Consider the following 21,006-nt stretch of genomic DNA (forward strand, 5'->3'; position numbering starts at 1 on the left):
TTTTTAACCGTTGAATACTTTAGTTACAGAAATACCTCTTTGACGAGCAATAGTCTCTACAGAACGTAAGCTTAATAAAGCGCGGAATGTAGCTTTTACTGCGTTATGAGGGTTAGAAGAACCTTTTGATTTTGATAATACATCATGTACACCAACTGATTCTAATACCGCACGTACTGTACCACCTGCAATTACCCCTGTACCTTTAGATGCTGGACGGATGAATACTTGCGCACCACCGAAACGAGCTTCTTGTTCGTGAGGAATTGTGTTGTTAAATAACGGGATACGTACTAAGTTTTTCTTAGCGTCTTCGATAGCTTTAGCGATTGCAGAAGCTACGTCTTTAGATTTCCCTAATCCGTAACCTACTACTCCGTTTCCGTCACCTACTACTACGATTGCAGAGAAACCAAATGCTCTACCTCCTTTTGTTACTTTAGTAACACGTTGTACTCCAACTAAACGATCTTTTAAATCTAAACCTGTTGGTTTTACTCTTTCTACGTTTTTAAATCCTAACATAATTTCTTTCTCTTTTTTAGAATTTTAATCCACCTTCTCTAGCACCATCTGCTAAAGCTTTGATTCTACCATGATATACGAAACCGTTACGATCAAAAACTACAGTTTCAATTCCTTTTGCAATAGCTTTAGCAGCTAATGCTTTACCAACTGATACAGAAACTTCAGATTTTGTACCTTCTACAGCAACACCTTTTTCACGAGATGATGCAGAAGCTAAAGTTACTCCATTGTTATCGTCAATAATTTGAGCGTAAATTTCTTTGTTAGAACGGTAAACTGATAAACGAGGTTTAGTTTCTGTTCCAAAAATATTTCGACGCACGCGTCTTTTTATTTTTTGTCTTTTTTCTACTTTAGATAATGCCATTTTTCAATGATTTTTATGCAGATTTACCTGCTTTTCTTCTAATAATTTCTCCTACGAATTTAATTCCTTTTCCTTTGTAAGGCTCTGGCTTACGGTAAGAACGAATTTTCGCTACAATCATTCCTAATAATTGATTATCATGAGATGATAATGTAATAATAGGATTTTTACCTTTTTCTGTTAAAGTTTCAACTTTAATTTCAACAGGTAATTCAATAACGATATTGTGAGAGAAACCTAATGACAAATCTAATTTTTGTCCGTTGTTAGATGCTCTATAACCAACACCAACTAATTCTAATTGTTTTTTAAAACCTTCTGTTACACCAGTAATCATGTTATTGATTAATGAACGGTATAAACCATGTAAAGCTTTGTTATCTTTAGAATCGTTTGGACGAACTACAGTTAAAACTCCGTCTTCGATTGTTAAATCAAATCCTTCTTTTAACTCTCTTGTCATTGTAATGTTGTTACCTTTTACAGTAACTACGTTATCTTTAAATTCAACAGTTGCTGCTGCAGGGATGTTGATATGTGCGTGTCCTATTCTTGACATAATTTCTTAATTTTTTAAAAGATTAATAAACAAAACATAAAACTTCACCACCTACATTCTCTTGACGAGCTTGTTTATCTGTCATCACACCTTTAGAAGTTGAGATGATAGCAACACCTAAACCGTTTAATACACGAGGTAATTCTTTAGATCCTGCGTATTGACGTAAACCTGGAGTTGAAGCTCTTTTGATTTTACGGATAGCTGGCTCTTTAGTAACTTTGTCGTACTTTAAAGCGATTTTAATTGTTCCTTGAGGTTGATCTTGTCCTTCGAATTTGTAGTTCAAGATGTAACCTTGTTCAAATAAGATCTTAGTGATCTCTTTTTTAATTTTAGATGCAGGAATTTCCACTACTTTGTGTCCTGCCATCATTGCATTTCTAACGCGAGTTAGAAAATCTGAAATTGGATCTGTATACATAAATAATTCTATAGTATAGCGCGTAAGCACTACTTTTAAAATTAAACTTTTACCAAAATGCACTATGCATTTGGGTTGCAAATATATTGCATATTTTTTAATTACAAACTATTAATCTAAATAATTTATTTTTAATCGTTTTATAACTAGGGATTAAGACAAAACATGAAACTCAATCTTTATATTTATTTATCTTTTTAATCGATCTCAACAATTAATTCTTGATGTAATCTTCTATTTTTATTCTTAAAAAATAGCTGAAAGTCAAAACAATTTATATAAATTTGATTTGGCTTTAGGGGTATTCTGAAAAGAATTGAGAGAGTCCCTTTGAACCTGATACGGTTAACACCGACGTAGGGAAAAGCAATATCTATGCAATTATTTAATATTTGCAACGCTTTATTTTCAAAGAAAATCCTCTTTAGCCATTAATTGTTTCATCTAAAAAATTATCAATTAATGGAAAATCTAATTATTCAAAATTTACATGCTGTCCGGACAAAAAATCCGCTTGTTCACAACATCACCAATTTTGTGGTGATGAACAATACTGCAAATGCTCTTTTGGCAATTGGAGCATCGCCTGTTATGATACATGCACACAAAGAAGTGGAAAATATCGTCAAAATCTCAAATGCATTAGTCATCAATATCGGAACTCTTGATGATTATTGGGCAGAAAGCATGCTAATTGCAGCAAAAAAAGCAGATCAACTGAATAAACCTTGGGTATTAGACCCTGTTGGAGCTGGAATTTCAACTTTCAGAAATGAACTTATAAAAGAACTGCTTCGCTATCATCCTACTGTCATAAGAGGAAATGCTTCAGAAATTTTAGCTTTAGATACCTTCAAAGCTGTTCAGGGAAAAGGAGTCGACAGTACACATCAAAGTAATCAAGCGATAAAAGCAGCACACAATTTAAACCAGAAAATTGGATCTGTTGTTTGCATTTCAGGTGCTTCAGATTTTATTGTATCCAACAATCCGATAATTGAAATTAAAAATGGTCATGAATTGATGACTAAAGTTACTGGTTTAGGTTGTTCAGCAACAGCTAGCATCGGTGCTTTTATTGGCCTTAATAAAAATCCTTTCCTCGAAACGGTTAGCGGCATGGCCATATTTAGTTTAGCAGGTGAATTGGCACAGAAAAAAAGTAATGGCCCAGGAACCTTACAAATGAATTTGTATGACACGTTATACCATATATCTGCAGAAGAAATTCAAACAAATTTGAAAATCTCAGTTTATGAAGATTAATCCAACTTTTCCTTATCCTTTGTATTTAGTCATTTCTGAAAAAGATTGTACGCATCTTCATTGGTTAGATGTTGCAGAGCAAGCAATTATAGGTGGGGTTGATATCATTCAGCTTCGGGAAAAAAATTGCACTGTCAGCGAGTATATTTCAAAAGCTACAATATTAAAAAAAATTACGGACCACTACAATATCCCTTTGATTATTAACGATTCATTAGAAGTCGCAACCGCTGTTAATCCTTGGGGAATACATGTCGGGCAGTCAGATATATTACCTTCTGAAATTCACAAAAATGCACAAGCTCTAAAAAATATTGGTTGGTCTTTAGAAATTATCAAACAGTTGAATGATGATGAAATGAAATATGTACATCATTTAGGGGTAAGTCCAATATTTTCGACTCCAACAAAAACCAATACGATTACTGAATGGGGTTTTGAAGGATTAAAATTTTTGAAAACTAAAACATCAAAACCATTGATTGCAATTGGCGGAATTAATGAAAGTAATATTGCTAAAATCATACAAGCCGGTGCAGATAGTGTTGCAATTGTTTCTGCAATTTGCGGAAGCAAAAATCCAAAAAAATCTGCCCAAATTTTAAAACAAATTATTAACGAAAATGAATACCATCCAAAAAGCATATAGTGTCTTAACAATTGCCGGATTTGACGGAAGCGGTGGCGCTGGCATACAAGCTGATACCAAAACAATTTCCGCTCATGGCTGTTATGCAACAAATGTATTGACAGCCTTGCCTGTTCAAAATACACAAGGCGTACAAAATATTTACGAAATTCCTGCACAAGCAATTCGTGAACAAATTCAATCCATATTAGAGGATATTTATCCTGATGCAATAAAAATTGGAATGGTTCATAGTGTTGAATTGGTTCATATCATTTCAGAGGAATTAAAAAATTACAATAGACCGATTGTTTATGACCCTGTCATGGTTGCGACAAGTGGACATCGGTTAATCAAAGAAGAAACACTTGAAGCTTGCATAGAAAAGCTTTTTCCTTTGGCCACGCTTATCACGCCAAATCTTGATGAAGCAAGTATTTTGGTAAATCATAAAATTGATTCTGCTGAATTGATGCTTTCTTATGGAGAAACGATTTTAAATTTAGGTTGTCAGAATCTTTTATTAAAAGGCGGACATCTTCAGCAAGAAAAAATTATCAGTTATTTATTTCAAAAAGAACAACCTGTACAAAGTTATACCTCTCAAAAAATAGAGACAAAAAATACGCATGGTTCAGGCTGCACACTATCTTCTGCAATTGCGTGTAATTTAGCTTTGGGGGTTTCACTCACACAAAGTGTACAACTAGCACAAGAATATGTTGAACAAGCAATATTAGGAAGTAAAGACCTAACAATTGGAAAAGGAAATGGACCTCTTAATCATTTATTTAATCCACAAAAATTAAAAACCTATGACATTCACAACTAAAGCTTGGGAAACCATCGCGCCTATTTACAATGATATTCTAAATATGCCTTTTATAATTGAATTGCAAAATGGGTCATTACCAATAGAGAAATTTCAGTTTTACATGTTACAAGATGCAAAATATTTGGAACATTTTGGGCGAGTATTAGCTGCCATTGGATCAAAATCTGAAGACAATCAACAAGCCATTGACTTTTTCGAATTCGGAAAAAATGCATTAATTGTTGAACGTGCTTTACACGAATCCTATTTTGAGGATTTTGGATTATCGCAAAACATCATCATCGAAACACAACCTGTTTGTCACCATTATTCACATTTCTTAAAAAGTACAGCTGCATTCGAACCTATTGAAATTGCATTAGCTGCTGTTTTGCCTTGCTTTTGGATTTATAAAGAAGTTGGTGATGAAATCATCAAAAATCAAACAAAAGAAAATAATCCATATCAAAAATGGATTGAGACCTATAGTGGAGATGAATTTGGTGAAGGTGTAAAAAAAGCGAAAAGTTATGTTGATAAGATTGCAGAAGGAGCAACTGAAAAAATAAAAGAACAAATGCTAGAAGCTTTTGTCAAAGCAAGCGAATTAGAATTTCAGTTTTGGAATGCATCTTATGAAAATATCACATGGGAAAGAAAATAAATGCCATCTTTTTTGATTTTGATGGGGTAATCGTAAATAGTCAACAATTATGGGAGCTGATGTTTGATGAAGTCATTAAAATATATCGGTTGGATACGATATGTTTGGTAGAAAATGACGGAATGAATTTCACAACAAATGAAGCAATCCAATTGATGTTAGAAAATCAGCAACGCTTTACAAATCATTTGTACGAGGAAATAATCGATTGGACAGAAAAATTTTATGTCGAAAACTTTCATCAGTTTGTACAATTAAATGACCACGTTGCTGAGATGTTGGAACATTTAAAAGCCAATCAAATTCAAATTGTTCTTGTTTCCAATTCCTCTAGAAGACAAATTAAGTATGCTTTTCAACAATTAAAACTTCATTCCTATTTTGATCACACTATTTCAGCAGATGATGTTTCAAAAGGCAAACCAAATGCAGAACCTTATTTAAAAGCTTTATCATTATGCGAAAAGCAAAAGGAAGAAGTTTTAGTTATCGAAGATTCACTCACCGGAATTAATTCAGCAAAAGATGCTGGTTTAAATTATAAAATTTACAACAATTCAGATTTTTGTCTTCAGCCAAATTACATAGCTGATTTTAGGGAATTGATCAAAGAAATATAAACCTTACAAAAACAAAAAAATCCTTACTCAATAAAGAGTAAGGATTTAATATTTCTAAAGCTATTGGTAAATTACCAAGACGCTTTTTTAACACCTGGGATTAACCCTTCGTTCGCCATTTCGCGGAAAGTTACACGAGAGATCCCGAAAGTTCTCATGTATCCTCTTGGACGACCTGTTAATTTACAACGGTTGTGTAAACGTACAGGAGAAGCGTTTTTAGGTAATTTTTGTAATGCTTCGTAGTCACCAGCTTCTAATAAAGCTTGACGTTTCGCAGCATATTTAGCAACTAATGCTTCTCTTTTGCGCTCACGCGCTTTCATTGATTCTTTAGCCATGACTTCTTATTTTTCTTTAGTAAATGGTAATCCGAATTTAGATAATAAAGCTTTAGCTTCTTTATCTGTGTTCGCTGAAGTTACAAAGGTAATATCTAAACCTTGAATTTTCTTGATTTTATCAATATTAATTTCTGGGAAGATAATTTGTTCTTTGATACCTAAGTTATAGTTACCTCTACCGTCGAAACCTGTAGAAGAAATACCGCTAAAATCACGTACACGTGGTAAAGCTGCAGATACTAAACGGTCTAAGAATTCATACATTTTCTCACCACGTAAAGTTACTTTAGCCCCAATTGGCATTCCTTTACGTAATTTGAAAGCTGCTTCATCTTTCTTAGAAATTGTTCCTACTGCTTTTTGACCAGTGATTAATTCTAACTCTTCGATAGCGTAATCAACGATTTTTTTGTCAGCTGTAGCAGCACCTAAACCTTGAGATAAAACAATTTTCTCTAATTTAGGAACTTGCATAATAGATTTATATCCGAACTCTTCTTTAAGAGCAGCTACAATCTCTTCTTTATATTTAACCTGCGGACGAGGTGTGTATGTTGTTGTACTCATCTTAGATAGCTTTTCCTGATTTTTTAGCAATTCTTACTTTTTTCCCTCCTTCTTCTTTGATCGCTACTTTCGTTGCTTTCCCAGTTTCTGGATCTACTAAAGCCAATTTACATAAATAGATTTGAGCTTCTTTTTCAACAACTCCACCTTGTGGATTTTGTGCGCTTGGCTTTACACGTTTTTTTGCAATATTAACCCCTTCAACGATAGCTTTAGCTTTGTCAGGGAATACGCGTAACACAGTACCAGTTTGACCTTTGTTAGATCCTGATAATACGACTACTTTGTCTCCTTTTTTAATTTTTAACTTTGCCATGTTGTTCTATTATAATACCTCTGGGGCTAATGATACAATTTTCATATATTCTTTATCACGTAACTCACGAGCAACTGGACCGAATACACGAGTACCACGCATTTCTCCTTGAGTATTCAATAATACACATGCATTATCGTCGAAACGGATATATGAACCGTCTTTTCTACGAACTTCTTTTTTAGTTCTAACTACAACAGCTTTTGATACAGCACCTTTTTTAACGTTTCCTGAAGGTGTAGCTTCTTTGATCGCAACTACGATTTTGTCACCTACTGATGCGTATCTTCTTTTAGTACCACCTAAAACGCGGATTACTAATGCTTCACGAGCTCCTGTGTTATCTGCAACTTTTAATCTAGATTCTTGTTGTAACATAACTTATCTTATTTAGCTCTTTCAATGATTTCTACTAATCTCCATCTTTTGTTTTTAGACAAAGGACGAGTCTCCATGATACGCACTGTGTCACCTTCGTTACACTCGTTATTTTCGTCGTGCGCTGTATATTTCTTCGTTTTTAAAACGAATTTCCCATAGAATGGGTGCTTTTGCTTCTTAGTTTCAGCTACAACAATGGTTTTTTCCATTTTGTTTGATGTAACTAAACCTACTCTTTCTTTTCTTAATTTTCTTTCCATCAGTTACAGATTACTGTTATGATTGTTTTTCGTTTAACACGGTATTCAAACGAGCAATTGTTCTGCGTAAGTCTCTAATACCGATTGGATTTGCTACAGGAGAAACAGCGTTTGTCAATTTTAATTGATCGTAGTTCGCTTGTTCTTCAGCTATTTTAGCTTGTAACTCCTCAACACTTAGATTTCTAATATCTGCTGCTTTCATTTTTTCTTAATTTTTGAAATTATTAATTTTGGAAATCACGTGCAACGATAAACTTAGTCTTAACAGGTAACTTCTGAGCTGCTAAACGCAATGCTTCAGTTGCAACCTCTACTGGCACACCTCCTACTTCGAATAAGATACGACCTGGTTGTACAGGAGCTACCCAATATTCTGGTGCACCTTTACCTTTACCCATACGTACCTCTGCTGGTTTCTTAGTAATTGGTTTATCTGGAAATATTTTAATCCATAATTGACCCTCTCTCTTCATGAAACGAGTTGCAGCAATACGAGCTGCCTCGATTTGACGTGCTGTAATAAACGCTTCGTCTAAAGATTTGATCCCGAAAGTCCCGTAAGCTAATTGAGTTCCTCTGTGAGAAACACCTTTCATCTTACCTTTTTGGGTTTTTCTAAACTTTACTCTTCTCGGTGATAACATATCTACTTAATTCTTTATGTTAGTTGTTAAACTAAATTATCGCTTTCTATTATTAGATCTTTCACCTCCCTTTCTGTTGTTGTCAGATTTTTTTTGTTTTTTCTGTAATCCAACTAAAGGAGATAATTCTCTCTTACCATATACCTCACCTTTCATGATCCATACTTTGATCCCTAAACGACCATAAGTTGTATGAGCTTCTGAAATGTGGTAATCAATGTCTGCACGGAATGTAGACAAAGGAATACGTCCATCTTTATAAGTTTCAGAACGTGCCATCTCTGCACCGTTTAAACGACCAGAGATTTGAACTTTGATTCCTTCTGCGTTCATTCTCATTGCTGATTGAATTGCCATTTTAATAGCACGACGGTAAGAAATACGATTCTCAATTTGACGAGCGATACTATCCCCTACTAAGATTGCATCTAATTCTGGTCTCTTAATTTCGAAGATGTTAATTTGAACCTCTTTACCAGTGATTTTCTTTAACTCTTCTTTTAATTTGTCAACTTCTTGTCCACCTTTACCAATAATGATACCTGGACGAGCAGTAGTTACAGTTACTGTAACCAATTTTAAAGTACGATCGATGTAAATACGAGAAACTCCGGCTTTAGACAAACGTGCTCTTAAATAAGTACGAATTTTTGCATCTTCTGCAATTTTATCACCGTAATCATTTCCACCGTACCAGTTAGAATCCCATCCTCTGATGATTCCTAAACGATTTCCGATTGGATTAGTTTTTTGTCCCATATTCTTAATCTTGTACTTTTTGTTTATCTTCTTTAGTTCCTAAAACCAAAGTTACATGGTTTGAACGTTTTCTGATTCTATGTGCTCTACCTTGAGGTGCAGTACGAATTCTTTTTAATTGACGTGCACTATCAACAGAGATTTCTTTAACATATAATCCAGCTTCTTCAACATCAGCTCCTTCATTTTTGATTTGCCAGTTAGCGATAGCGCTTAATAACAATTTCTCTAAACGGATTGAAGCGTGGTTTTTAGTATATTTTAAAATACCTAAAGCTTTTTGAATTTCAACTCCACGGATAATATCTACTACTAATCTCATCTTACGAGGAGAAGTAGGAACATTATTTAATTTCGCAAAAGCTACCTGCTTGTTAGCTTCTTTGATTCTTTCGTTACTTAATCTTTTTCTAGATCCCATGGCCCTTTACTATTTTTTTCCTTTGTTTTTAGCTCCGGCATGACCTCTAAAAGTACGTGTAGGAGCGAACTCACCTAATTTATGACCTACCATATTCTCAGTAACATAAACAGGAATAAATTGCTTTCCGTTGTGTACTGCGATTGTTTGACCAACAAAATCAGGAGAAATCATTGATGCTCTTGACCATGTTTTGATCACGTTTTTGCTACCGCTTTCTACGTTAGCAAGAACTTTCTTTTCTAATTTATAGTGGATGAATGGTCCTTTTTTTAATGAACGTGCCATAAATTATTTTTTTCTTCTTTCAACAATATATTTGTTAGACGCTTTCTTCTTGTCACGAGTTTTGTAACCTTTCGCTGGAATACCGTTACGAGAACGAGGAATACCTCCTGTCGCACGACCTTCACCACCACCCATTGGGTGATCTACAGGGTTCATAACCATTGGACGAGTTCTTGGACGACGACCTTGCCATCTAGAACGACCAGCTTTACCAGAAACTTCTAACTGATGGTCTGTGTTAGAAACAACACCTACTGTTGCTTTACACTCCACTAAAATCATTCTTGATTCACCACTTGGTAACTTAACGATAGCATATTTACCATCACGCGCAACTAATTGAGCATAAGTACCTGCACTTCTTGCCATAACTGCTCCTTGCCCTGGACGTAACTCAATACAAGAGATTACTGTACCTAATGGCATGTTTTTAAGCTTCATAGCATTACCTACTTCTGGTTCTACGTTTTCACCTGAAACAATTACTTGTCCAGCTTTCAAACCATTTTGAGCAATAATGTAACGTTTTTCACCATCTTCGTAAGATAATAAAGCGATGAATGCAGTTCTGTTTGGATCGTATTGTACAGATTCTACAGTTGCAGCACCTTCTTTATCACGTTTGAAGTCGATGATACGATATTTTTGTTTGTGTCCACCACCGATATAACGCATTGTCATTTTACCAGTGTTGTTACGTCCACCCGATTTAGATTTTCCTTCAACTAATGTCTTTTCTGGCTTAGCATTTTTATCTACTGCCGCAAATTCATTAACCACTCTAAAACGTTGTCCCGGGGTGATAGGTTTTAATTTTCTTACTGACATTTTTTAATTCTTAAATTATCCGAACAACTCTATTTCTTGACCTTCAGCTAAGCTAACGATCGCTTTTTTCAACTTATTTGTTTTTCCAGTTTGAAAACCTGTTTTTGTGTAACGAGTTTTTACTTTTGGAGCAGATACTAAAGTACTAACAGAAACTACAGATACACCGTAAGTTTTTTCTACAGCTTCTTTAATTTGAATTTTGTTAGCTTTTGTGTCTACATAAAACGAATATTGCCCTAACAACTCACTGTTATTAGTTGCTTTTTCTGAAATTACTGGTTTAATTATGATTCCCATTTTCTTCGTCTTATTTTGTTAAATTTTCTTGAACTGTTGCTAAAGAACCTTCTAAAAATACGATTTGAGAAGCATTGATTAAATCAAATACATTTAATTCCTCAGTTGTAACAACTTTAACTTTTTGTAAGTTACGAGAAGATAAATATACATTGCTATTAGATTCACCTAATACGAATAATGATTTTGTGTTCTCTAATCCTAAATCAGTTAAAACAGTTTTGAACTCTTTAGTTCTTGGAGCTTCGAAAGAAAAGTTTTCAACAACTTTGATTTCATTCTCAGCTAACTTTTGTGATAAAACTGATTTTTTAGCTAATCTCTTTTGTGCTTTGTTTAATTTGAAAGAGTAGTTTCTTGGACGTGGTCCGAAAACTCTACCTCCTCCTCTAAACACTGGAGATTTGATAGAACCAGCACGAGCTGTACCTGTTCCTTTTTGCTTTTTGATTTTACGAGTTGATCCCGCAATCTCAGCTCTTTCTTTTGCTTTGTGCGTTCCTTGGCGTTGAGCTGCTAAATATTGTTTAACTTCTAAGTACACTGTGTGTGTAGAAGGCTCAATTCCGAAAACTGCCTCGTCTAAAGATACTGTTCTTCCAGTTTCTTGACCTTTGATGTTTAATACTACTACTTCCATCTTCTAACGATTACGTATGAATTTTTAGGACCTGGGATAGCACCTTTAACAATTAAAAGATTTTTCTCAGTATCCACTTTAAGTACTTTTAAGTTCTGAACAGTAACTTGTTTACCACCCATTCTTCCAGCCATACGCATTCCTTTGAATACACGAGATGGATCTGAACCAGCACCGATAGAACCTGGAGCTCTTAAACGGTTATGTTGACCGTGTGTAGCTTGACCTACCCCACCGAAACCATGACGTTTAACAACACCTTGGAAACCTTTTCCTTTTGAAGTACCTGTAATACTTACAAATTCTCCTTCGTTGAATAATTCAACGTTAACTTCTCCTCCTAGAGTTAAAGAGTTCACGAATTCTTCACCGTAAAACTCAACTAACTTTCTCTTTGGAGTCGTTCCTGCTTTTTTAAAGTGACCTTTTAAAGCATTAGTCGTGTTTTTTTCTTTTGCGTCATCGAAACCAAGTTGAGCAGCAACGTACCCATCTTTCTCTACGGTTCTGACTTGAGTAACCACACATGGCCCAGCCTCTACGATTGTCACAGGAATATTTTTCCCGTTCTCATCAAATAAGCTAGTCATCGCGATTTTTTTACCAATGATACCTGACATTTGATTAAAATATGTTAATAATTTGTTTAATATTTCAGAGAATGTGGACTTTCGACCACTAGAGATCTTCTCTAAAATTAGCATGCAAATGTATGAATTAATTTGTAAACAACAAACTTTCAATTGATTATTTTTCAAAAGTTTACAAACAGCGAAAAATATCAATCAAAGCATTCTTAATAGCAATTCATAAAAAAACCCTGAGATGTGCACGTCTCAGGGTTTATATTTATTTAAAATACAGCTAACTATACTTTAATTTCTACTTCAACACCACTAGGTAATTCTAACTTCATTAAAGCATCAACTGTTTTAGATGAAGAAGAATAAATGTCTAATAATCTTTTGTGAGCTGATAATTGAAATTGCTCGCGAGATTTTTTGTTAACGTGTGGAGATCTTAAAACTGTAAAGATTCTTTTGTGAGTTGGTAATGGAATTGGTCCATTAACAACAGCTCCTGTAGCTTTTACAGTTTTTACGATTTTTTCAGCTGATTTATCAACTAAAGAATAATCGTAAGATTTTAATTTTATTCTAATTTTTTGACTCATTTTTCTTGAATTAAGCGTTACCTTTTGCTTTAGCGATTACAGCTTCAGACACGTTTGTTGGTGCTGGAGCGTAGTGATCGAATTCCATTGTAGATGTAGCACGACCAGAAGATAATGTACGTAATGAAGTTACATATCCGAACATTTCTGCTAATGGAACCATAGCTTTAATAACTTTAGCGTTATTTCTATCATCCATTCCTGATACTTGACCACGACGACGGTTTAAGTCACCTACAATATCACCCATGTTTTCTTCTGGAGTTAAAACCTCTAACTTCATGATAGGCTCTAAGATTTGAGCACCAGCGGCTTTTGCAGCAGCTTTGTAACCCATTTGAGCAGCTAACTCGAAAGATAATTGGTCAGAATCCACAGGGTGGAAAGATCCATCTTTTAAAGTAACTTTTAACGAATCCATTTCGAATCCTGCTAAAGGTCCATTCTTCATTGCAGCTTTAAAACCTTTCTCAATAGAAGGGATAAATTCTTTAGGAACGTTACCACCTTTAATTTCTGAAACGAATTCTAAACCTACTTTTCCTTCATCTGCTGGTCCCATTTCGAAAACGATATCAGCAAATTTACCACGACCACCTGATTGTTTTTTGTAAACCTCACGGTGATTAGCTGGACGAGAGAATGATTCTTTGTACTCTACTTGAGGCTCACCTTGGTTAACCTCTACTTTAAATTCACGTTTTAAACGGTCAACGATGATATCTAAGTGTAACTCACCCATACCAGAAATAACTGTTTGACCAGAAGCCTCATCAGTTTTTACTTGGAATGTTGGATCTTCTTCAGCTAATTTAGCTAAAGCCATACCTAATTTATCAACGTCAGCTTTCGTTTTAGGCTCAACTGCGATACCAATTACTGGATCTGGGAAGTCCATAGACTCTAATACGATAGGGGCTTTTTCATCACATAAAGTATCTCCTGTTTTGATATCTTTGAAACCTACTGCAGCTCCAATATCACCTGCTTCGATTCTCTCGATAGGCTCTTGTTTGTTAGCGTGCATTTGGAAGATACGAGAAATACGTTCTTTGTTACCAGAACGAGTATTTAATACGTAAGATCCAGCGTCTAATCCACCTGAATAAGCACGGAAGAATGCTAAACGACCTACGAATGGGTCAGTAGCAATTTTGAATGCTAATGCTGCGAATGGCTCATCAACTGAAGGTTTTCTTGAGATAGGCTCGTCAGTTTTTGGGTCAGTTCCTGGGATCGCTTCTTTATCACTTGGTGATGGTAAGTAACGACATACAGCATCTAACATGAATTGTACACCTTTGTTTTTGAACGAAGATCCACAAGTCATTGGGATGATAGACATATCTAATGTTGCAGCACGTAATGCAGCGTGAACTTCTTCTTCAGTAATAGAGTTTTCGTCCTCCATGTACTTCTCTAATAAGTTCTCGTCATACGCAGCTACTTCTTCAATTAATTGACCACGGAATTGTCTTACATCGTCAACCATATCAGCTGGGATTTCAACAACATCAAATGTAGAACCATGATTCTCATCATGCCATACAATTGCACGGTTTTTAATTAAATCTACAACTCCTTTAAAGTCTGCTTCGTCACCGATTGGTAATACAATAGGAACAGCATTTGACCCTAACATTTCACGTACTTGACGACATACATTTAAGAAGTCAGCTCCTTGACGGTCCATTTTGTTAACGAAACCTAAACGAGGAACTTTATAGTTATCTGCTAAACGCCAGTTTGTTTCAGATTGAGGTTCAACTCCATCTACTGCTGAGAATAAGAAAACTAAACCATCTAAAACACGTAAAGAACGGTTTACCTCTACTGTAAAGTCAACGTGACCAGGAGTGTCGATAATATTAAAGTGGTACCCTTTAGCGTCTGGTAATGGTTTACCTTGTTCTGTTGGGAATGTCCAATCTACTGTTACAGCTGCAGAAGTAATTGTAATACCTCTTTCAGCTTCTTGCTCCATCCAGTCAGTTGTAGCTGATCCTTCATGAGTTTCTCCAATTTTGTGATTCTTACCTGAATAGAATAAGATACGCTCTGTCGTTGTAGTTTTTCCTGCATCGATGTGAGCAGCAATACCAATGTTTCTTGTGTATTTTAAATCTCTTGCCATCTTGTATTAGAATCTAAAGTGAGAGAATGCTTTGTTAGCTTCTGCCATTTTGTGAGTATCTTGACGTTTTTTAACGGCAGATCCTTCCTCTTTAGCAGCTGCAATAATTTCTCCAGCTAATTTTTGAGCCATCGATTTCTCGTTTCTGTTACGAGAATATTTGATTAACCATTTCATTGCTGTTGAAATTTTACGGTCTGGACGAATTTCCATTGGAATTTGGAATGTAGCTCCACCAACACGGCGAGAACGTACTTCTACGTGAGGCATTACATTAGATAATGCTTCTTTCCAAATGTCTAATGAAGTTTTTTCTGCATCTTCTTTACGAGAATCTACGATTTCTAACGCATCATAGAAAATTTTGAATGCTACAGATTTTTTTCCGTCGTACATTAAGTTGTTTACGAAACGAGTTACTAACTGATCATTAAATTTAGGATCTGGAAGTAAAGGTCTTTTTTTAGCTCTTGTCTTTCTCATCTTACCTTAAATTTATTTTTTAGCATCTTTAGGACGTTTCGCTCCATACTTACTTCTACGTTGAGTACGTCCGTTTACTCCCGCAGTATCTAACGCTCCACGTACAATGTGGTAACGCACACCTGGTAAATCTTTAACTCTACCTCCTCTAACCAATACTATCGAGTGCTCTTGAAGATTATGACCTTCACCACCGATGTACGCGTTAACTTCTTTCCCGTTTGTTAATCTAACACGAGCAACTTTACGCATTGCTGAGTTAGGTTTCTTAGGAGTTGTAGTGTAAACACGTGTACAAACACCGCGGCGTTGTGGACATGATTCCAATGCAGCCGATTTACTCTTCTTGGTTAGTTTTTTTCTACCTTTTCTAACTAATTGTTGAATTGTTGGCATACTAATTAAATTTCCTTTTAAATTTGGATTAAACCCATTTTTTGGGCATGCAAAACTACAAATAATTTATACAAAAACAAATAATAATGGATTTATTTTACATTGATTTATAATTTTTTAAAGAATTATAAACTATATTTTACAGAATTTTAATTCAAGAATAACAAAACAAGTAAATTATCAATAAACCTAATTTTTGATAAGTGATAGTATCTTATCTACATCTATTGACAACAAAATTTATTAAAACTTTATCCTATATTATTTTTCTCTAAGCTAATAACTTTTCGTATTTTTAATTAATCTGAATATCATATAATTATCGATATATTTTAATAAAAACGTTCGCATAATATTTATTTAATGTTAATTTTACATTAGAAAAATTAATTTTGCACTTCAAAACATTATTAAATGTCGGTAAACTCATTTTTTAAATTATTTACTCCAAAGGATAAAGTATTCTATCCTTTGTTCGAGGAGGCTTCAAAAAGTTTAATCAAATTAGCTGAATTGTTACACGAATGTGTAAACGCTCCAGTTGAGGAACGCGAAGATTACATCGCACAAATTTCTAAAATCGAAAGTAAAATTGAATATCTTACTCAAAAAACAAATTTAGAGTTAAGTAAAAACTTTATCACACCTTTTGACAGAGAAGATATTTATCAATTAGTAAAATCTATCGATTATGTTGCAGATAATTTAAATGGTGCAGCGAATCGTATCAATATTTATCAAGTAGATAAAATTACAAAATCTATCCGCAAAATTACAGCTGTTAACTTAGAGGCTTGTCAATTAATCGGAGAGGGAATTGAGCAATTGAAAGATTTGAGAAACGTAAATCGTATTTACGAAATATGTGAACGAATCAATAAATTAGAAAATAAATCGGATCGTATTTTTGATAAAGCAGTTCAGGAAATTTTCGAAAACGAAACTGATGTTAAAAATATCATCAAGTATAAGGAGGTTTTATCTTCATTAGAATCTGCAACAGACAAGTGTAAAAGTGTTGCTAACGTATTGGAAGCTGTAGCGGTAAAACATTCATAACCAAAACTTAATCTAAAAGATTATGACAGATTTTTTTTCAGCGTTTTCGAGCATGTTATCGTCTACGCCAGGAATGTTATTGATTACTATTATCGTCTTAGCTTTTGTTTTTGATTATATTAATGGTTTTCACGACGCCGCAAACTCAATTGCTACAATTGTTGCAACTAAGGTTTTAACGCCTTTTCAAGCTGTACTTTGGGCTGCCGCATTCAACTTTGCTGCTTACTTTATTTCAGTTTATTGGATTGGAGAATTTAAGATTGGTAACACTATTGCAAAGTCGGTTAACGAGCATTTTATTACACTAGAAGTTATTTTAGCTGGAATTATCGCTGCAATTTCTTGGAACTTATTAACATGGAAGTTTGGTATTCCTTCTTCTTCTTCTCATACATTAATTGGTGGTTTCATTGGAGCTGCATTAGCTCACGCCGGTGGTTTTTCTGCTGGTGGAGAAGATGTAATTGTTTACAAAAAAGTAATTCCAATTATTTGCTTTATCGTATTAGCACCATTAATTGGTATGATTATCGCCTCGATATTAACCATAATCACGCTTCATATTTGCAAAAGAGCCAAACCTGCAAAAGCAGAATGGTGGTTCAAGAAATTACAATTAGTTTCTTCTGCTCTTTTCTCTTTAGGACATGGTATGAATGATGCGCAAAAAGTAATGGGTATTATTGGAGCAGCGGTTATCTTTTATCACATTAATGTCGATTTTGATCCGGCTTATGTACAAGCAGAAGATAAATTCCAGTATTTCGTAGCGCATTGGATGTGGGTTCCTATTACATCGTTTGTTGTTATCGCATTAGGTACAATGGGTGGTGGATGGAAAATCATCAAAACGATGGGTTCTAAAATTACAAAAGTAACGCCATTGGAAGGTGTAGTTGCTGAAACTTCTGGAGCAATGACGCTTTATATTTCTGAGCATTTCGGAATTCCAGTTTCTACAACGCATACAATTACAGGTTCTATTATTGGTGTAGGTTTAACGAAACGTGTATCTGCAGTTCGTTGGGGAGTTACAATCAGTTTACTTTGGGCGTGGGTTCTTACTATCCCAGTCTCTGCATTATTAGCTGCATTAATCTACTACATCGTAACATTATTTGTTTAAAAATAACAATCAATATCATTAATATTTAGGAGCTTTTATTAGCTCCTTTTTTATTTTTGAAATAATTTTCGAAATTGATAAATGATAAGTTTAATAAAGTTTTAAATTTGCGCCATGCAATTAACTGTATTATTTATCATTATCGGCTTAGCCATTTTATTTGATTTCTTAAATGGTTTTCACGATGCCGCAAACTCTATTGCAACGGTTGTTACTACAAAGGTTTTAACTCCTATTCAAGCCGTTATATGGGCTGCATTCTTCAATTTTGTTGCTTTCTTCATTGCCAAATTTATCATTGGAGAATTTGGAGTTGCAGACACAATCGCAAAAATTATTAAAGAAGATGTTGTCGTCGCATTTGGATCCAATCCATCTATCGTTGTTATGGCGGCGCTTTCTGCAGCAATCACTTGGAATATTTTAACTTGGAAATTAGGAATCCCTTCCTCTTCATCTCACACCTTGATTGGTGGTTTAGCTGGAGGTGCATTAGCTGCAACAGGTTATGATTTTTCTGCTATTAACAGTACGATTATCTTAACGATTATCGCTTTTATTTTGGTTGCACCAATTATTGGTTTAGTCGCTGGTAATGTTATTTACATCATCACGCTGAATCTTTGTCGAAATGCAAAACCACATAAAGCAGATGCTTGGTTCAAGAAATTGCAATTAGTTTCTTCTGCGATGTTGAGTATTGGTCATGGTTTGAATGATTCTCAAAAAGTAATGGGAGTGATCACGTTTGCTTTACTTGCTAATCAAACTGCAATTGTTAATACGGATATGAATGATTGGATTTTGAATGATGTTTTCAATTGGAAGCATTGGTTCATCACAACAAGTAGTACTGATATTCACGATTGGGTTCCGATTATGTGTTTCTCTGCAATTGCTTTAGGAACTTTAGGTGGCGGAATGAAAATCCTAAAAACGATGGGAAATAAAATTACAAAAATTACTCCTATCGAAGGTTTCACTGCTCAAACAGCTTCAGCTATTACATTATTTTTTACTGAACATATCAAAATGCCAGTTTCTACAACTCACGTGATCACAGGATCTATTATTGGTGTTGGAATGGTAAAAAGAGTTTCTGCCGTTCGTTGGGGAGTTACAATTAGTTTATTATGGGCTTGGATTTTGACAATTCCAGTTTCTGCACTTATTGCAACAGGATTTTATTATCTATTTTCGATGTTTTTCTAACATTAAAAATTTAATCATATAAAAAATGGCTGTCAAAATTGACGGCCATTTTCTATTTATTTTAATATTTATTCTTGAATGATTATTTGCTAAAATCTTCTTTCAATAAATCGATTTTCGCTAACAACGTTTGTTGAACAGCTGGATAATCTTCTTTGTTAGAAAGTGAAGCATTTACAGAGAAATAATATTTAATCTTTGGTTCTGTTCCAGAAGGACGACAAGCTACTTTACTTCCATCCTCTGTATAGAAAATCAATACATTTGACTTTGGTATCTCAATCGCTTTTTCTTCACCAGAAATTAAATCTTTGTCGATAGAAGATTGAAAATCTTTTACACGAACAACTTTAGATCCTGCTAATTCTTTTGGAGGATTTGATCTAAATTCAACCATCATTTTAGCAATTAACTCTGCACCTTCTTTTCCAGGTTTTACAATACTAATTAAATCTTCTTGATATGCTTTTCCGATTTCAAGATAGATTTCCATTAATTTATTGTACAGAGAACTTCCTTTTGCTTTTTGTACAGCAGCAATTTCAGAAACCAATAAAGCTGTTGTAACAGAATCTTTATCACGGATAAAGTCTCCAACCATAAATCCGAATGATTCTTCTCCTCCTCCAACAAAACTTTCTTTGCCTTCGAATTTGCGAATCATATCAGCAATCCATTTGAAACCTGTTAATCCTACTTTACAATCAACATTGAATTTCGCAGCAATATCATAGAAAATATCAGACGTTACGATTGTCGATCCGATAAATTCATTTCCAACTAATTTCCCCGATTTTTGCCATTTTTCTAATAAATAATAAGCCAAAACAGTATTCATTTGGTTACCATTTAATAAAACAATTTCACCTTCATTGTTACGCGTTGCAACACCTACACGATCCGCATCAGGATCTGTTCCAATCACAACATCAGCACCAATTTCATTCGCTAAAGTAACTGCCATAGTCAAAGCCTCTGGTTCTTCTGGATTTGGCGATTTTACTGTTGGGAAATCTCCACTTGGAATTGCTTGTTCAGCAACTTGATGAACTTGAGTAAAACCAGCTTTATCAAAAGCTTTTGGCGTAATTGCAACGGCAGTTCCGTGAATAGAAGTAAAAACAATTTTTATATCTTCCTTACCATCTTGTGTAAAACTTCCGTTCGCTACACATGCATCAATAAAAGCTTCATCAATTTCTTTACCTATATACGTTAACAATGCATCGTTACCTTGAAATTTGATTTCTTCTACTTTTACATTATTTACTTCATTAATAATTTCTCCATCTTGTGGCGGAACAATTTGCGCTCCATCATTCCAATAAACTTTGTAACCATTGTAAATCGGAGGATTGTGGGAAGCTGTCAACACAATTCCAGCATCACAACCTAAATGACGAACTGTAAAAGACAATTCTGGCGTTGGGCGAAAAGATTCAAACAAATAAACGTTGATTCCATTCGCAGTCAAAACATCGGTAACCATTTTTGCAAACGTATCCGAATTGTGACGAACATCGTATGCAATCGCAACTTTTTTCTCTTTATTCGGAAATTGTTGATTAATATAATTTGCTAAACCTTGCGTTGCTGCACCAAGTGTATATTTGTTTAAACGATTTGTTCCAACACCCATTATACCACGCATTCCTCCTGTTCCAAACTCAAGGTTTTTATAAAAAGAATCGTCTAATTCGGTTGGATTATTATCAATTAAATCTTGAACAGCTTTTCTTGTTTCCGCATCATAAGCGTCAGAAAGCCATAATTTAGCATTATCTAAACTTGAAGTCAT

31 protein-coding genes and 1 riboswitch are annotated in these 21,006 nt (G+C 34.5%); of the genes, 8 read left to right on the forward strand and 23 right to left on the reverse strand.

Features of this window, described 5'->3' with window-relative positions; genetic code table 11:
- Nucleotides 1-3: 3 nt before the first annotated feature.
- Genes rpsE through rpsH form a run of 4 tightly spaced genes read right to left on the reverse strand, consistent with a single transcriptional unit; the run spans nucleotide 4 to nucleotide 1,878 of the window.
- Nucleotides 4-525, reverse strand: a complete 522-nt coding sequence (gene rpsE / locus B3578_RS13215) for a 30S ribosomal protein S5 (RefSeq protein ID WP_114999014.1) — start codon at nucleotides 523-525, stop codon at nucleotides 4-6.
- A 16-nt stretch (nucleotides 526-541) separates the two neighbouring features.
- Nucleotides 542-895 (reverse strand): 50S ribosomal protein L18, encoded by a 354-nt coding sequence (gene rplR, locus B3578_RS13220; RefSeq protein ID WP_114999013.1) that lies wholly within the window; start codon nucleotides 893-895, stop codon nucleotides 542-544.
- Nucleotides 896-908: 13 nt separating this feature from the next.
- Complete coding sequence (gene rplF, locus B3578_RS13225; RefSeq protein WP_219034155.1) at nucleotides 909-1,454, reverse strand: 50S ribosomal protein L6; 546 nt, start codon at nucleotides 1,452-1,454, stop codon at nucleotides 909-911.
- A gap of 22 nt (nucleotides 1,455-1,476) precedes the next feature.
- Complete coding sequence (gene rpsH, locus B3578_RS13230) at nucleotides 1,477-1,878, reverse strand: 30S ribosomal protein S8 (protein ID WP_019974187.1); 402 nt, start codon at nucleotides 1,876-1,878, stop codon at nucleotides 1,477-1,479.
- A 287-nt stretch (nucleotides 1,879-2,165) separates the two neighbouring features.
- A riboswitch (TPP riboswitch) is annotated at nucleotides 2,166-2,258 on the forward strand.
- An 82-nt stretch (nucleotides 2,259-2,340) separates the two neighbouring features.
- Between rpsH and thiM the strand changes: the two genes are divergently transcribed.
- From thiM to B3578_RS13255, 5 genes are read left to right on the forward strand one after another with little or no spacing between them, the layout of a single operon-like run.
- Nucleotides 2,341-3,144, forward strand: a complete 804-nt coding sequence (gene thiM, locus B3578_RS13235) for a hydroxyethylthiazole kinase (RefSeq protein WP_291049352.1) — start codon at nucleotides 2,341-2,343, stop codon at nucleotides 3,142-3,144.
- A complete protein-coding gene (thiE, locus tag B3578_RS13240; protein WP_038335526.1) occupies nucleotides 3,134-3,793 on the forward strand; it encodes a thiamine phosphate synthase in 660 nt (219 codons plus the stop codon). Before thiM ends, thiE begins: the two co-directional genes overlap by 11 nt.
- Nucleotides 3,768-4,604, forward strand: coding sequence for a bifunctional hydroxymethylpyrimidine kinase/phosphomethylpyrimidine kinase (gene thiD / locus B3578_RS13245; protein ID WP_038335524.1), 837 nt, complete (start codon nucleotides 3,768-3,770; stop codon nucleotides 4,602-4,604). Before thiE ends, thiD begins: the two co-directional genes overlap by 26 nt.
- Entirely contained in the window at nucleotides 4,588-5,250 is a 663-nt protein-coding gene (gene tenA, locus B3578_RS13250) for a thiaminase II (protein WP_038335522.1), read from the forward strand. The genes thiD and tenA overlap by 17 nt, the downstream gene beginning before the upstream one ends.
- On the forward strand, nucleotides 5,235-5,870 hold the full coding sequence (locus tag B3578_RS13255; protein ID WP_125349695.1) for an HAD family hydrolase: 636 nt from the start codon (nucleotides 5,235-5,237) through the stop codon (nucleotides 5,868-5,870). Before tenA ends, B3578_RS13255 begins: the two co-directional genes overlap by 16 nt.
- A gap of 71 nt (nucleotides 5,871-5,941) precedes the next feature.
- On the opposite strand, the gene rpsN is transcribed toward B3578_RS13255, so the two are convergent.
- The 18 genes from rpsN to rpsL all read right to left on the reverse strand — a co-directional run bounded on the left by rpsN (nucleotide 5,942) and on the right by rpsL (nucleotide 15,808).
- Nucleotides 5,942-6,211, reverse strand: coding sequence for a 30S ribosomal protein S14 (gene rpsN, locus B3578_RS13260; RefSeq protein ID WP_019974193.1), 270 nt, complete (start codon nucleotides 6,209-6,211; stop codon nucleotides 5,942-5,944).
- A gap of 6 nt (nucleotides 6,212-6,217) precedes the next feature.
- Nucleotides 6,218-6,781, reverse strand: coding sequence for a 50S ribosomal protein L5 (gene rplE, locus B3578_RS13265; RefSeq protein WP_038335516.1), 564 nt, complete (start codon nucleotides 6,779-6,781; stop codon nucleotides 6,218-6,220).
- A 1-nt stretch (nucleotide 6,782) separates the two neighbouring features.
- Nucleotides 6,783-7,097, reverse strand: a complete 315-nt coding sequence (rplX, locus tag B3578_RS13270; protein ID WP_038335509.1) for a 50S ribosomal protein L24 — start codon at nucleotides 7,095-7,097, stop codon at nucleotides 6,783-6,785.
- 9 nt (nucleotides 7,098-7,106) lie between these two features.
- Nucleotides 7,107-7,475 carry a 50S ribosomal protein L14 gene (rplN, locus tag B3578_RS13275; protein ID WP_019974196.1) on the reverse strand — a complete coding sequence of 123 codons (369 nt, stop codon included), beginning with the start codon at nucleotides 7,473-7,475 and terminating at the stop codon, nucleotides 7,107-7,109.
- Nucleotides 7,476-7,483: 8 nt separating this feature from the next.
- Nucleotides 7,484-7,738, reverse strand: a complete 255-nt coding sequence (rpsQ, locus tag B3578_RS13280) for a 30S ribosomal protein S17 (RefSeq protein WP_019974197.1) — start codon at nucleotides 7,736-7,738, stop codon at nucleotides 7,484-7,486.
- Between the two features lie 16 nt (nucleotides 7,739-7,754).
- A complete protein-coding gene (gene rpmC / locus B3578_RS13285) occupies nucleotides 7,755-7,943 on the reverse strand; it encodes a 50S ribosomal protein L29 (RefSeq protein ID WP_038335494.1) in 189 nt (62 codons plus the stop codon).
- Nucleotides 7,944-7,965: 22 nt separating this feature from the next.
- Nucleotides 7,966-8,385 (reverse strand): 50S ribosomal protein L16, encoded by a 420-nt coding sequence (gene rplP / locus B3578_RS13290; RefSeq protein ID WP_038335490.1) that lies wholly within the window; start codon nucleotides 8,383-8,385, stop codon nucleotides 7,966-7,968.
- Between the two features lie 36 nt (nucleotides 8,386-8,421).
- A complete protein-coding gene (gene rpsC, locus B3578_RS13295) occupies nucleotides 8,422-9,144 on the reverse strand; it encodes a 30S ribosomal protein S3 (protein ID WP_019974200.1) in 723 nt (240 codons plus the stop codon).
- 4 nt (nucleotides 9,145-9,148) lie between these two features.
- A complete protein-coding gene (gene rplV / locus B3578_RS13300; RefSeq protein ID WP_019974201.1) occupies nucleotides 9,149-9,565 on the reverse strand; it encodes a 50S ribosomal protein L22 in 417 nt (138 codons plus the stop codon).
- Between the two features lie 9 nt (nucleotides 9,566-9,574).
- On the reverse strand, nucleotides 9,575-9,853 hold the full coding sequence (gene rpsS / locus B3578_RS13305) for a 30S ribosomal protein S19 (RefSeq protein WP_019974202.1): 279 nt from the start codon (nucleotides 9,851-9,853) through the stop codon (nucleotides 9,575-9,577).
- A 3-nt stretch (nucleotides 9,854-9,856) separates the two neighbouring features.
- On the reverse strand, nucleotides 9,857-10,681 hold the full coding sequence (gene rplB, locus B3578_RS13310; protein WP_038335472.1) for a 50S ribosomal protein L2: 825 nt from the start codon (nucleotides 10,679-10,681) through the stop codon (nucleotides 9,857-9,859).
- Between the two features lie 15 nt (nucleotides 10,682-10,696).
- Nucleotides 10,697-10,981 carry a 50S ribosomal protein L23 gene (gene rplW / locus B3578_RS13315; protein WP_038335466.1) on the reverse strand — a complete coding sequence of 95 codons (285 nt, stop codon included), beginning with the start codon at nucleotides 10,979-10,981 and terminating at the stop codon, nucleotides 10,697-10,699.
- Nucleotides 10,982-10,991: 10 nt separating this feature from the next.
- Complete coding sequence (gene rplD / locus B3578_RS13320) at nucleotides 10,992-11,621, reverse strand: 50S ribosomal protein L4 (protein WP_038335460.1); 630 nt, start codon at nucleotides 11,619-11,621, stop codon at nucleotides 10,992-10,994.
- A complete protein-coding gene (gene rplC / locus B3578_RS13325) occupies nucleotides 11,612-12,241 on the reverse strand; it encodes a 50S ribosomal protein L3 (RefSeq protein WP_038335606.1) in 630 nt (209 codons plus the stop codon). Before rplC ends, rplD begins: the two co-directional genes overlap by 10 nt.
- Before the next feature lie 248 nt (nucleotides 12,242-12,489).
- A complete protein-coding gene (rpsJ, locus tag B3578_RS13330) occupies nucleotides 12,490-12,795 on the reverse strand; it encodes a 30S ribosomal protein S10 (protein ID WP_019974208.1) in 306 nt (101 codons plus the stop codon).
- Nucleotides 12,796-12,805: 10 nt separating this feature from the next.
- The gene (gene fusA / locus B3578_RS13335; RefSeq protein WP_219034156.1) at nucleotides 12,806-14,929 is read right to left on the reverse strand and encodes an elongation factor G; all 2,124 of its coding nucleotides are present in this window, start codon (nucleotides 14,927-14,929) and stop codon (nucleotides 12,806-12,808) included.
- Nucleotides 14,930-14,935: 6 nt separating this feature from the next.
- A complete protein-coding gene (rpsG, locus tag B3578_RS13340; protein WP_019974210.1) occupies nucleotides 14,936-15,412 on the reverse strand; it encodes a 30S ribosomal protein S7 in 477 nt (158 codons plus the stop codon).
- 12 nt (nucleotides 15,413-15,424) lie between these two features.
- A complete protein-coding gene (gene rpsL / locus B3578_RS13345) occupies nucleotides 15,425-15,808 on the reverse strand; it encodes a 30S ribosomal protein S12 (protein ID WP_019974211.1) in 384 nt (127 codons plus the stop codon).
- A 414-nt stretch (nucleotides 15,809-16,222) separates the two neighbouring features.
- Here rpsL and B3578_RS13350 point away from each other — a divergent pair, with 414 nt between their 5' ends.
- The 3 genes from B3578_RS13350 to B3578_RS13360 all read left to right on the forward strand — a co-directional run bounded on the left by B3578_RS13350 (nucleotide 16,223) and on the right by B3578_RS13360 (nucleotide 19,208).
- Nucleotides 16,223-16,867 carry a DUF47 domain-containing protein gene (locus B3578_RS13350; protein WP_038335434.1) on the forward strand — a complete coding sequence of 215 codons (645 nt, stop codon included), beginning with the start codon at nucleotides 16,223-16,225 and terminating at the stop codon, nucleotides 16,865-16,867.
- Nucleotides 16,868-16,889: 22 nt separating this feature from the next.
- Nucleotides 16,890-17,996, forward strand: a complete 1,107-nt coding sequence (locus B3578_RS13355; RefSeq protein ID WP_291049390.1) for an inorganic phosphate transporter — start codon at nucleotides 16,890-16,892, stop codon at nucleotides 17,994-17,996.
- A 114-nt stretch (nucleotides 17,997-18,110) separates the two neighbouring features.
- Nucleotides 18,111-19,208 (forward strand): inorganic phosphate transporter, encoded by a 1,098-nt coding sequence (locus B3578_RS13360; RefSeq protein ID WP_038335433.1) that lies wholly within the window; start codon nucleotides 18,111-18,113, stop codon nucleotides 19,206-19,208.
- 82 nt (nucleotides 19,209-19,290) lie between these two features.
- Here B3578_RS13360 and B3578_RS13365 read toward each other — a convergent pair whose 3' ends face one another.
- Complete coding sequence (locus B3578_RS13365; protein ID WP_286495354.1) at nucleotides 19,291-21,006, reverse strand: phospho-sugar mutase; 1,716 nt, start codon at nucleotides 21,004-21,006, stop codon at nucleotides 19,291-19,293.

The organism is Empedobacter sp. UBA1574 (assembly GCF_002322895.1).
Taxonomy (GTDB): Bacteria; Bacteroidota; Bacteroidia; order Flavobacteriales; family Weeksellaceae; genus Empedobacter; species Empedobacter falsenii_B.

Coding starts and splice junctions, on each gene's coding strand:
- thiM (WP_291049352.1), top strand. CDS start 2,341: ATGGAAAATCTAATTATTCAAAATTTACATGCTGTCCGGACAAAAAAT.
- rplF (WP_219034155.1), bottom strand. CDS start 1,454: ATGTCAAGAATAGGACACGCACATATCAACATCCCTGCAGCAGCAACT.
- rplV (WP_019974201.1), bottom strand. CDS start 9,565: ATGGGATCTAGAAAAAGATTAAGTAACGAAAGAATCAAAGAAGCTAAC.
- rplC (WP_038335606.1), bottom strand. CDS start 12,241: ATGTCAGGTATCATTGGTAAAAAAATCGCGATGACTAGCTTATTTGAT.
- B3578_RS13350 (WP_038335434.1), top strand. CDS start 16,223: ATGTCGGTAAACTCATTTTTTAAATTATTTACTCCAAAGGATAAAGTA.
- rpsQ (WP_019974197.1), bottom strand. CDS start 7,738: ATGGAAAGAAAATTAAGAAAAGAAAGAGTAGGTTTAGTTACATCAAAC.
- B3578_RS13255 (WP_125349695.1), top strand. CDS start 5,235: ATGGGAAAGAAAATAAATGCCATCTTTTTTGATTTTGATGGGGTAATC.
- rpsJ (WP_019974208.1), bottom strand. CDS start 12,795: ATGAGTCAAAAAATTAGAATAAAATTAAAATCTTACGATTATTCTTTA.
- rplE (WP_038335516.1), bottom strand. CDS start 6,781: ATGAGTACAACAACATACACACCTCGTCCGCAGGTTAAATATAAAGAA.
- rplP (WP_038335490.1), bottom strand. CDS start 8,385: ATGTTATCACCGAGAAGAGTAAAGTTTAGAAAAACCCAAAAAGGTAAG.
- fusA (WP_219034156.1), bottom strand. CDS start 14,929: ATGGCAAGAGATTTAAAATACACAAGAAACATTGGTATTGCTGCTCAC.
- rplB (WP_038335472.1), bottom strand. CDS start 10,681: ATGTCAGTAAGAAAATTAAAACCTATCACCCCGGGACAACGTTTTAGA.
- rplX (WP_038335509.1), bottom strand. CDS start 7,097: ATGGCAAAGTTAAAAATTAAAAAAGGAGACAAAGTAGTCGTATTATCA.
- rpsE (WP_114999014.1), bottom strand. CDS start 525: ATGTTAGGATTTAAAAACGTAGAAAGAGTAAAACCAACAGGTTTAGAT.
- rpsS (WP_019974202.1), bottom strand. CDS start 9,853: ATGGCACGTTCATTAAAAAAAGGACCATTCATCCACTATAAATTAGAA.
- rpsC (WP_019974200.1), bottom strand. CDS start 9,144: ATGGGACAAAAAACTAATCCAATCGGAAATCGTTTAGGAATCATCAGA.
- rplR (WP_114999013.1), bottom strand. CDS start 895: ATGGCATTATCTAAAGTAGAAAAAAGACAAAAAATAAAAAGACGCGTG.
- rpsL (WP_019974211.1), bottom strand. CDS start 15,808: ATGCCAACAATTCAACAATTAGTTAGAAAAGGTAGAAAAAAACTAACC.
- thiD (WP_038335524.1), top strand. CDS start 3,768: ATGAATACCATCCAAAAAGCATATAGTGTCTTAACAATTGCCGGATTT.
- B3578_RS13355 (WP_291049390.1), top strand. CDS start 16,890: ATGACAGATTTTTTTTCAGCGTTTTCGAGCATGTTATCGTCTACGCCA.
- tenA (WP_038335522.1), top strand. CDS start 4,588: ATGACATTCACAACTAAAGCTTGGGAAACCATCGCGCCTATTTACAAT.
- rpsG (WP_019974210.1), bottom strand. CDS start 15,412: ATGAGAAAGACAAGAGCTAAAAAAAGACCTTTACTTCCAGATCCTAAA.
- rplW (WP_038335466.1), bottom strand. CDS start 10,981: ATGGGAATCATAATTAAACCAGTAATTTCAGAAAAAGCAACTAATAAC.
- thiE (WP_038335526.1), top strand. CDS start 3,134: ATGAAGATTAATCCAACTTTTCCTTATCCTTTGTATTTAGTCATTTCT.
- rpsN (WP_019974193.1), bottom strand. CDS start 6,211: ATGGCTAAAGAATCAATGAAAGCGCGTGAGCGCAAAAGAGAAGCATTA.
- B3578_RS13360 (WP_038335433.1), top strand. CDS start 18,111: ATGCAATTAACTGTATTATTTATCATTATCGGCTTAGCCATTTTATTT.
- rplD (WP_038335460.1), bottom strand. CDS start 11,621: ATGGAAGTAGTAGTATTAAACATCAAAGGTCAAGAAACTGGAAGAACA.
- B3578_RS13365 (WP_286495354.1), bottom strand. CDS start 21,006: ATGACTTCAAGTTTAGATAATGCTAAATTATGGCTTTCTGACGCTTAT.
- rplN (WP_019974196.1), bottom strand. CDS start 7,475: ATGTTACAACAAGAATCTAGATTAAAAGTTGCAGATAACACAGGAGCT.
- rpsH (WP_019974187.1), bottom strand. CDS start 1,878: ATGTATACAGATCCAATTTCAGATTTTCTAACTCGCGTTAGAAATGCA.
- rpmC (WP_038335494.1), bottom strand. CDS start 7,943: ATGAAAGCAGCAGATATTAGAAATCTAAGTGTTGAGGAGTTACAAGCT.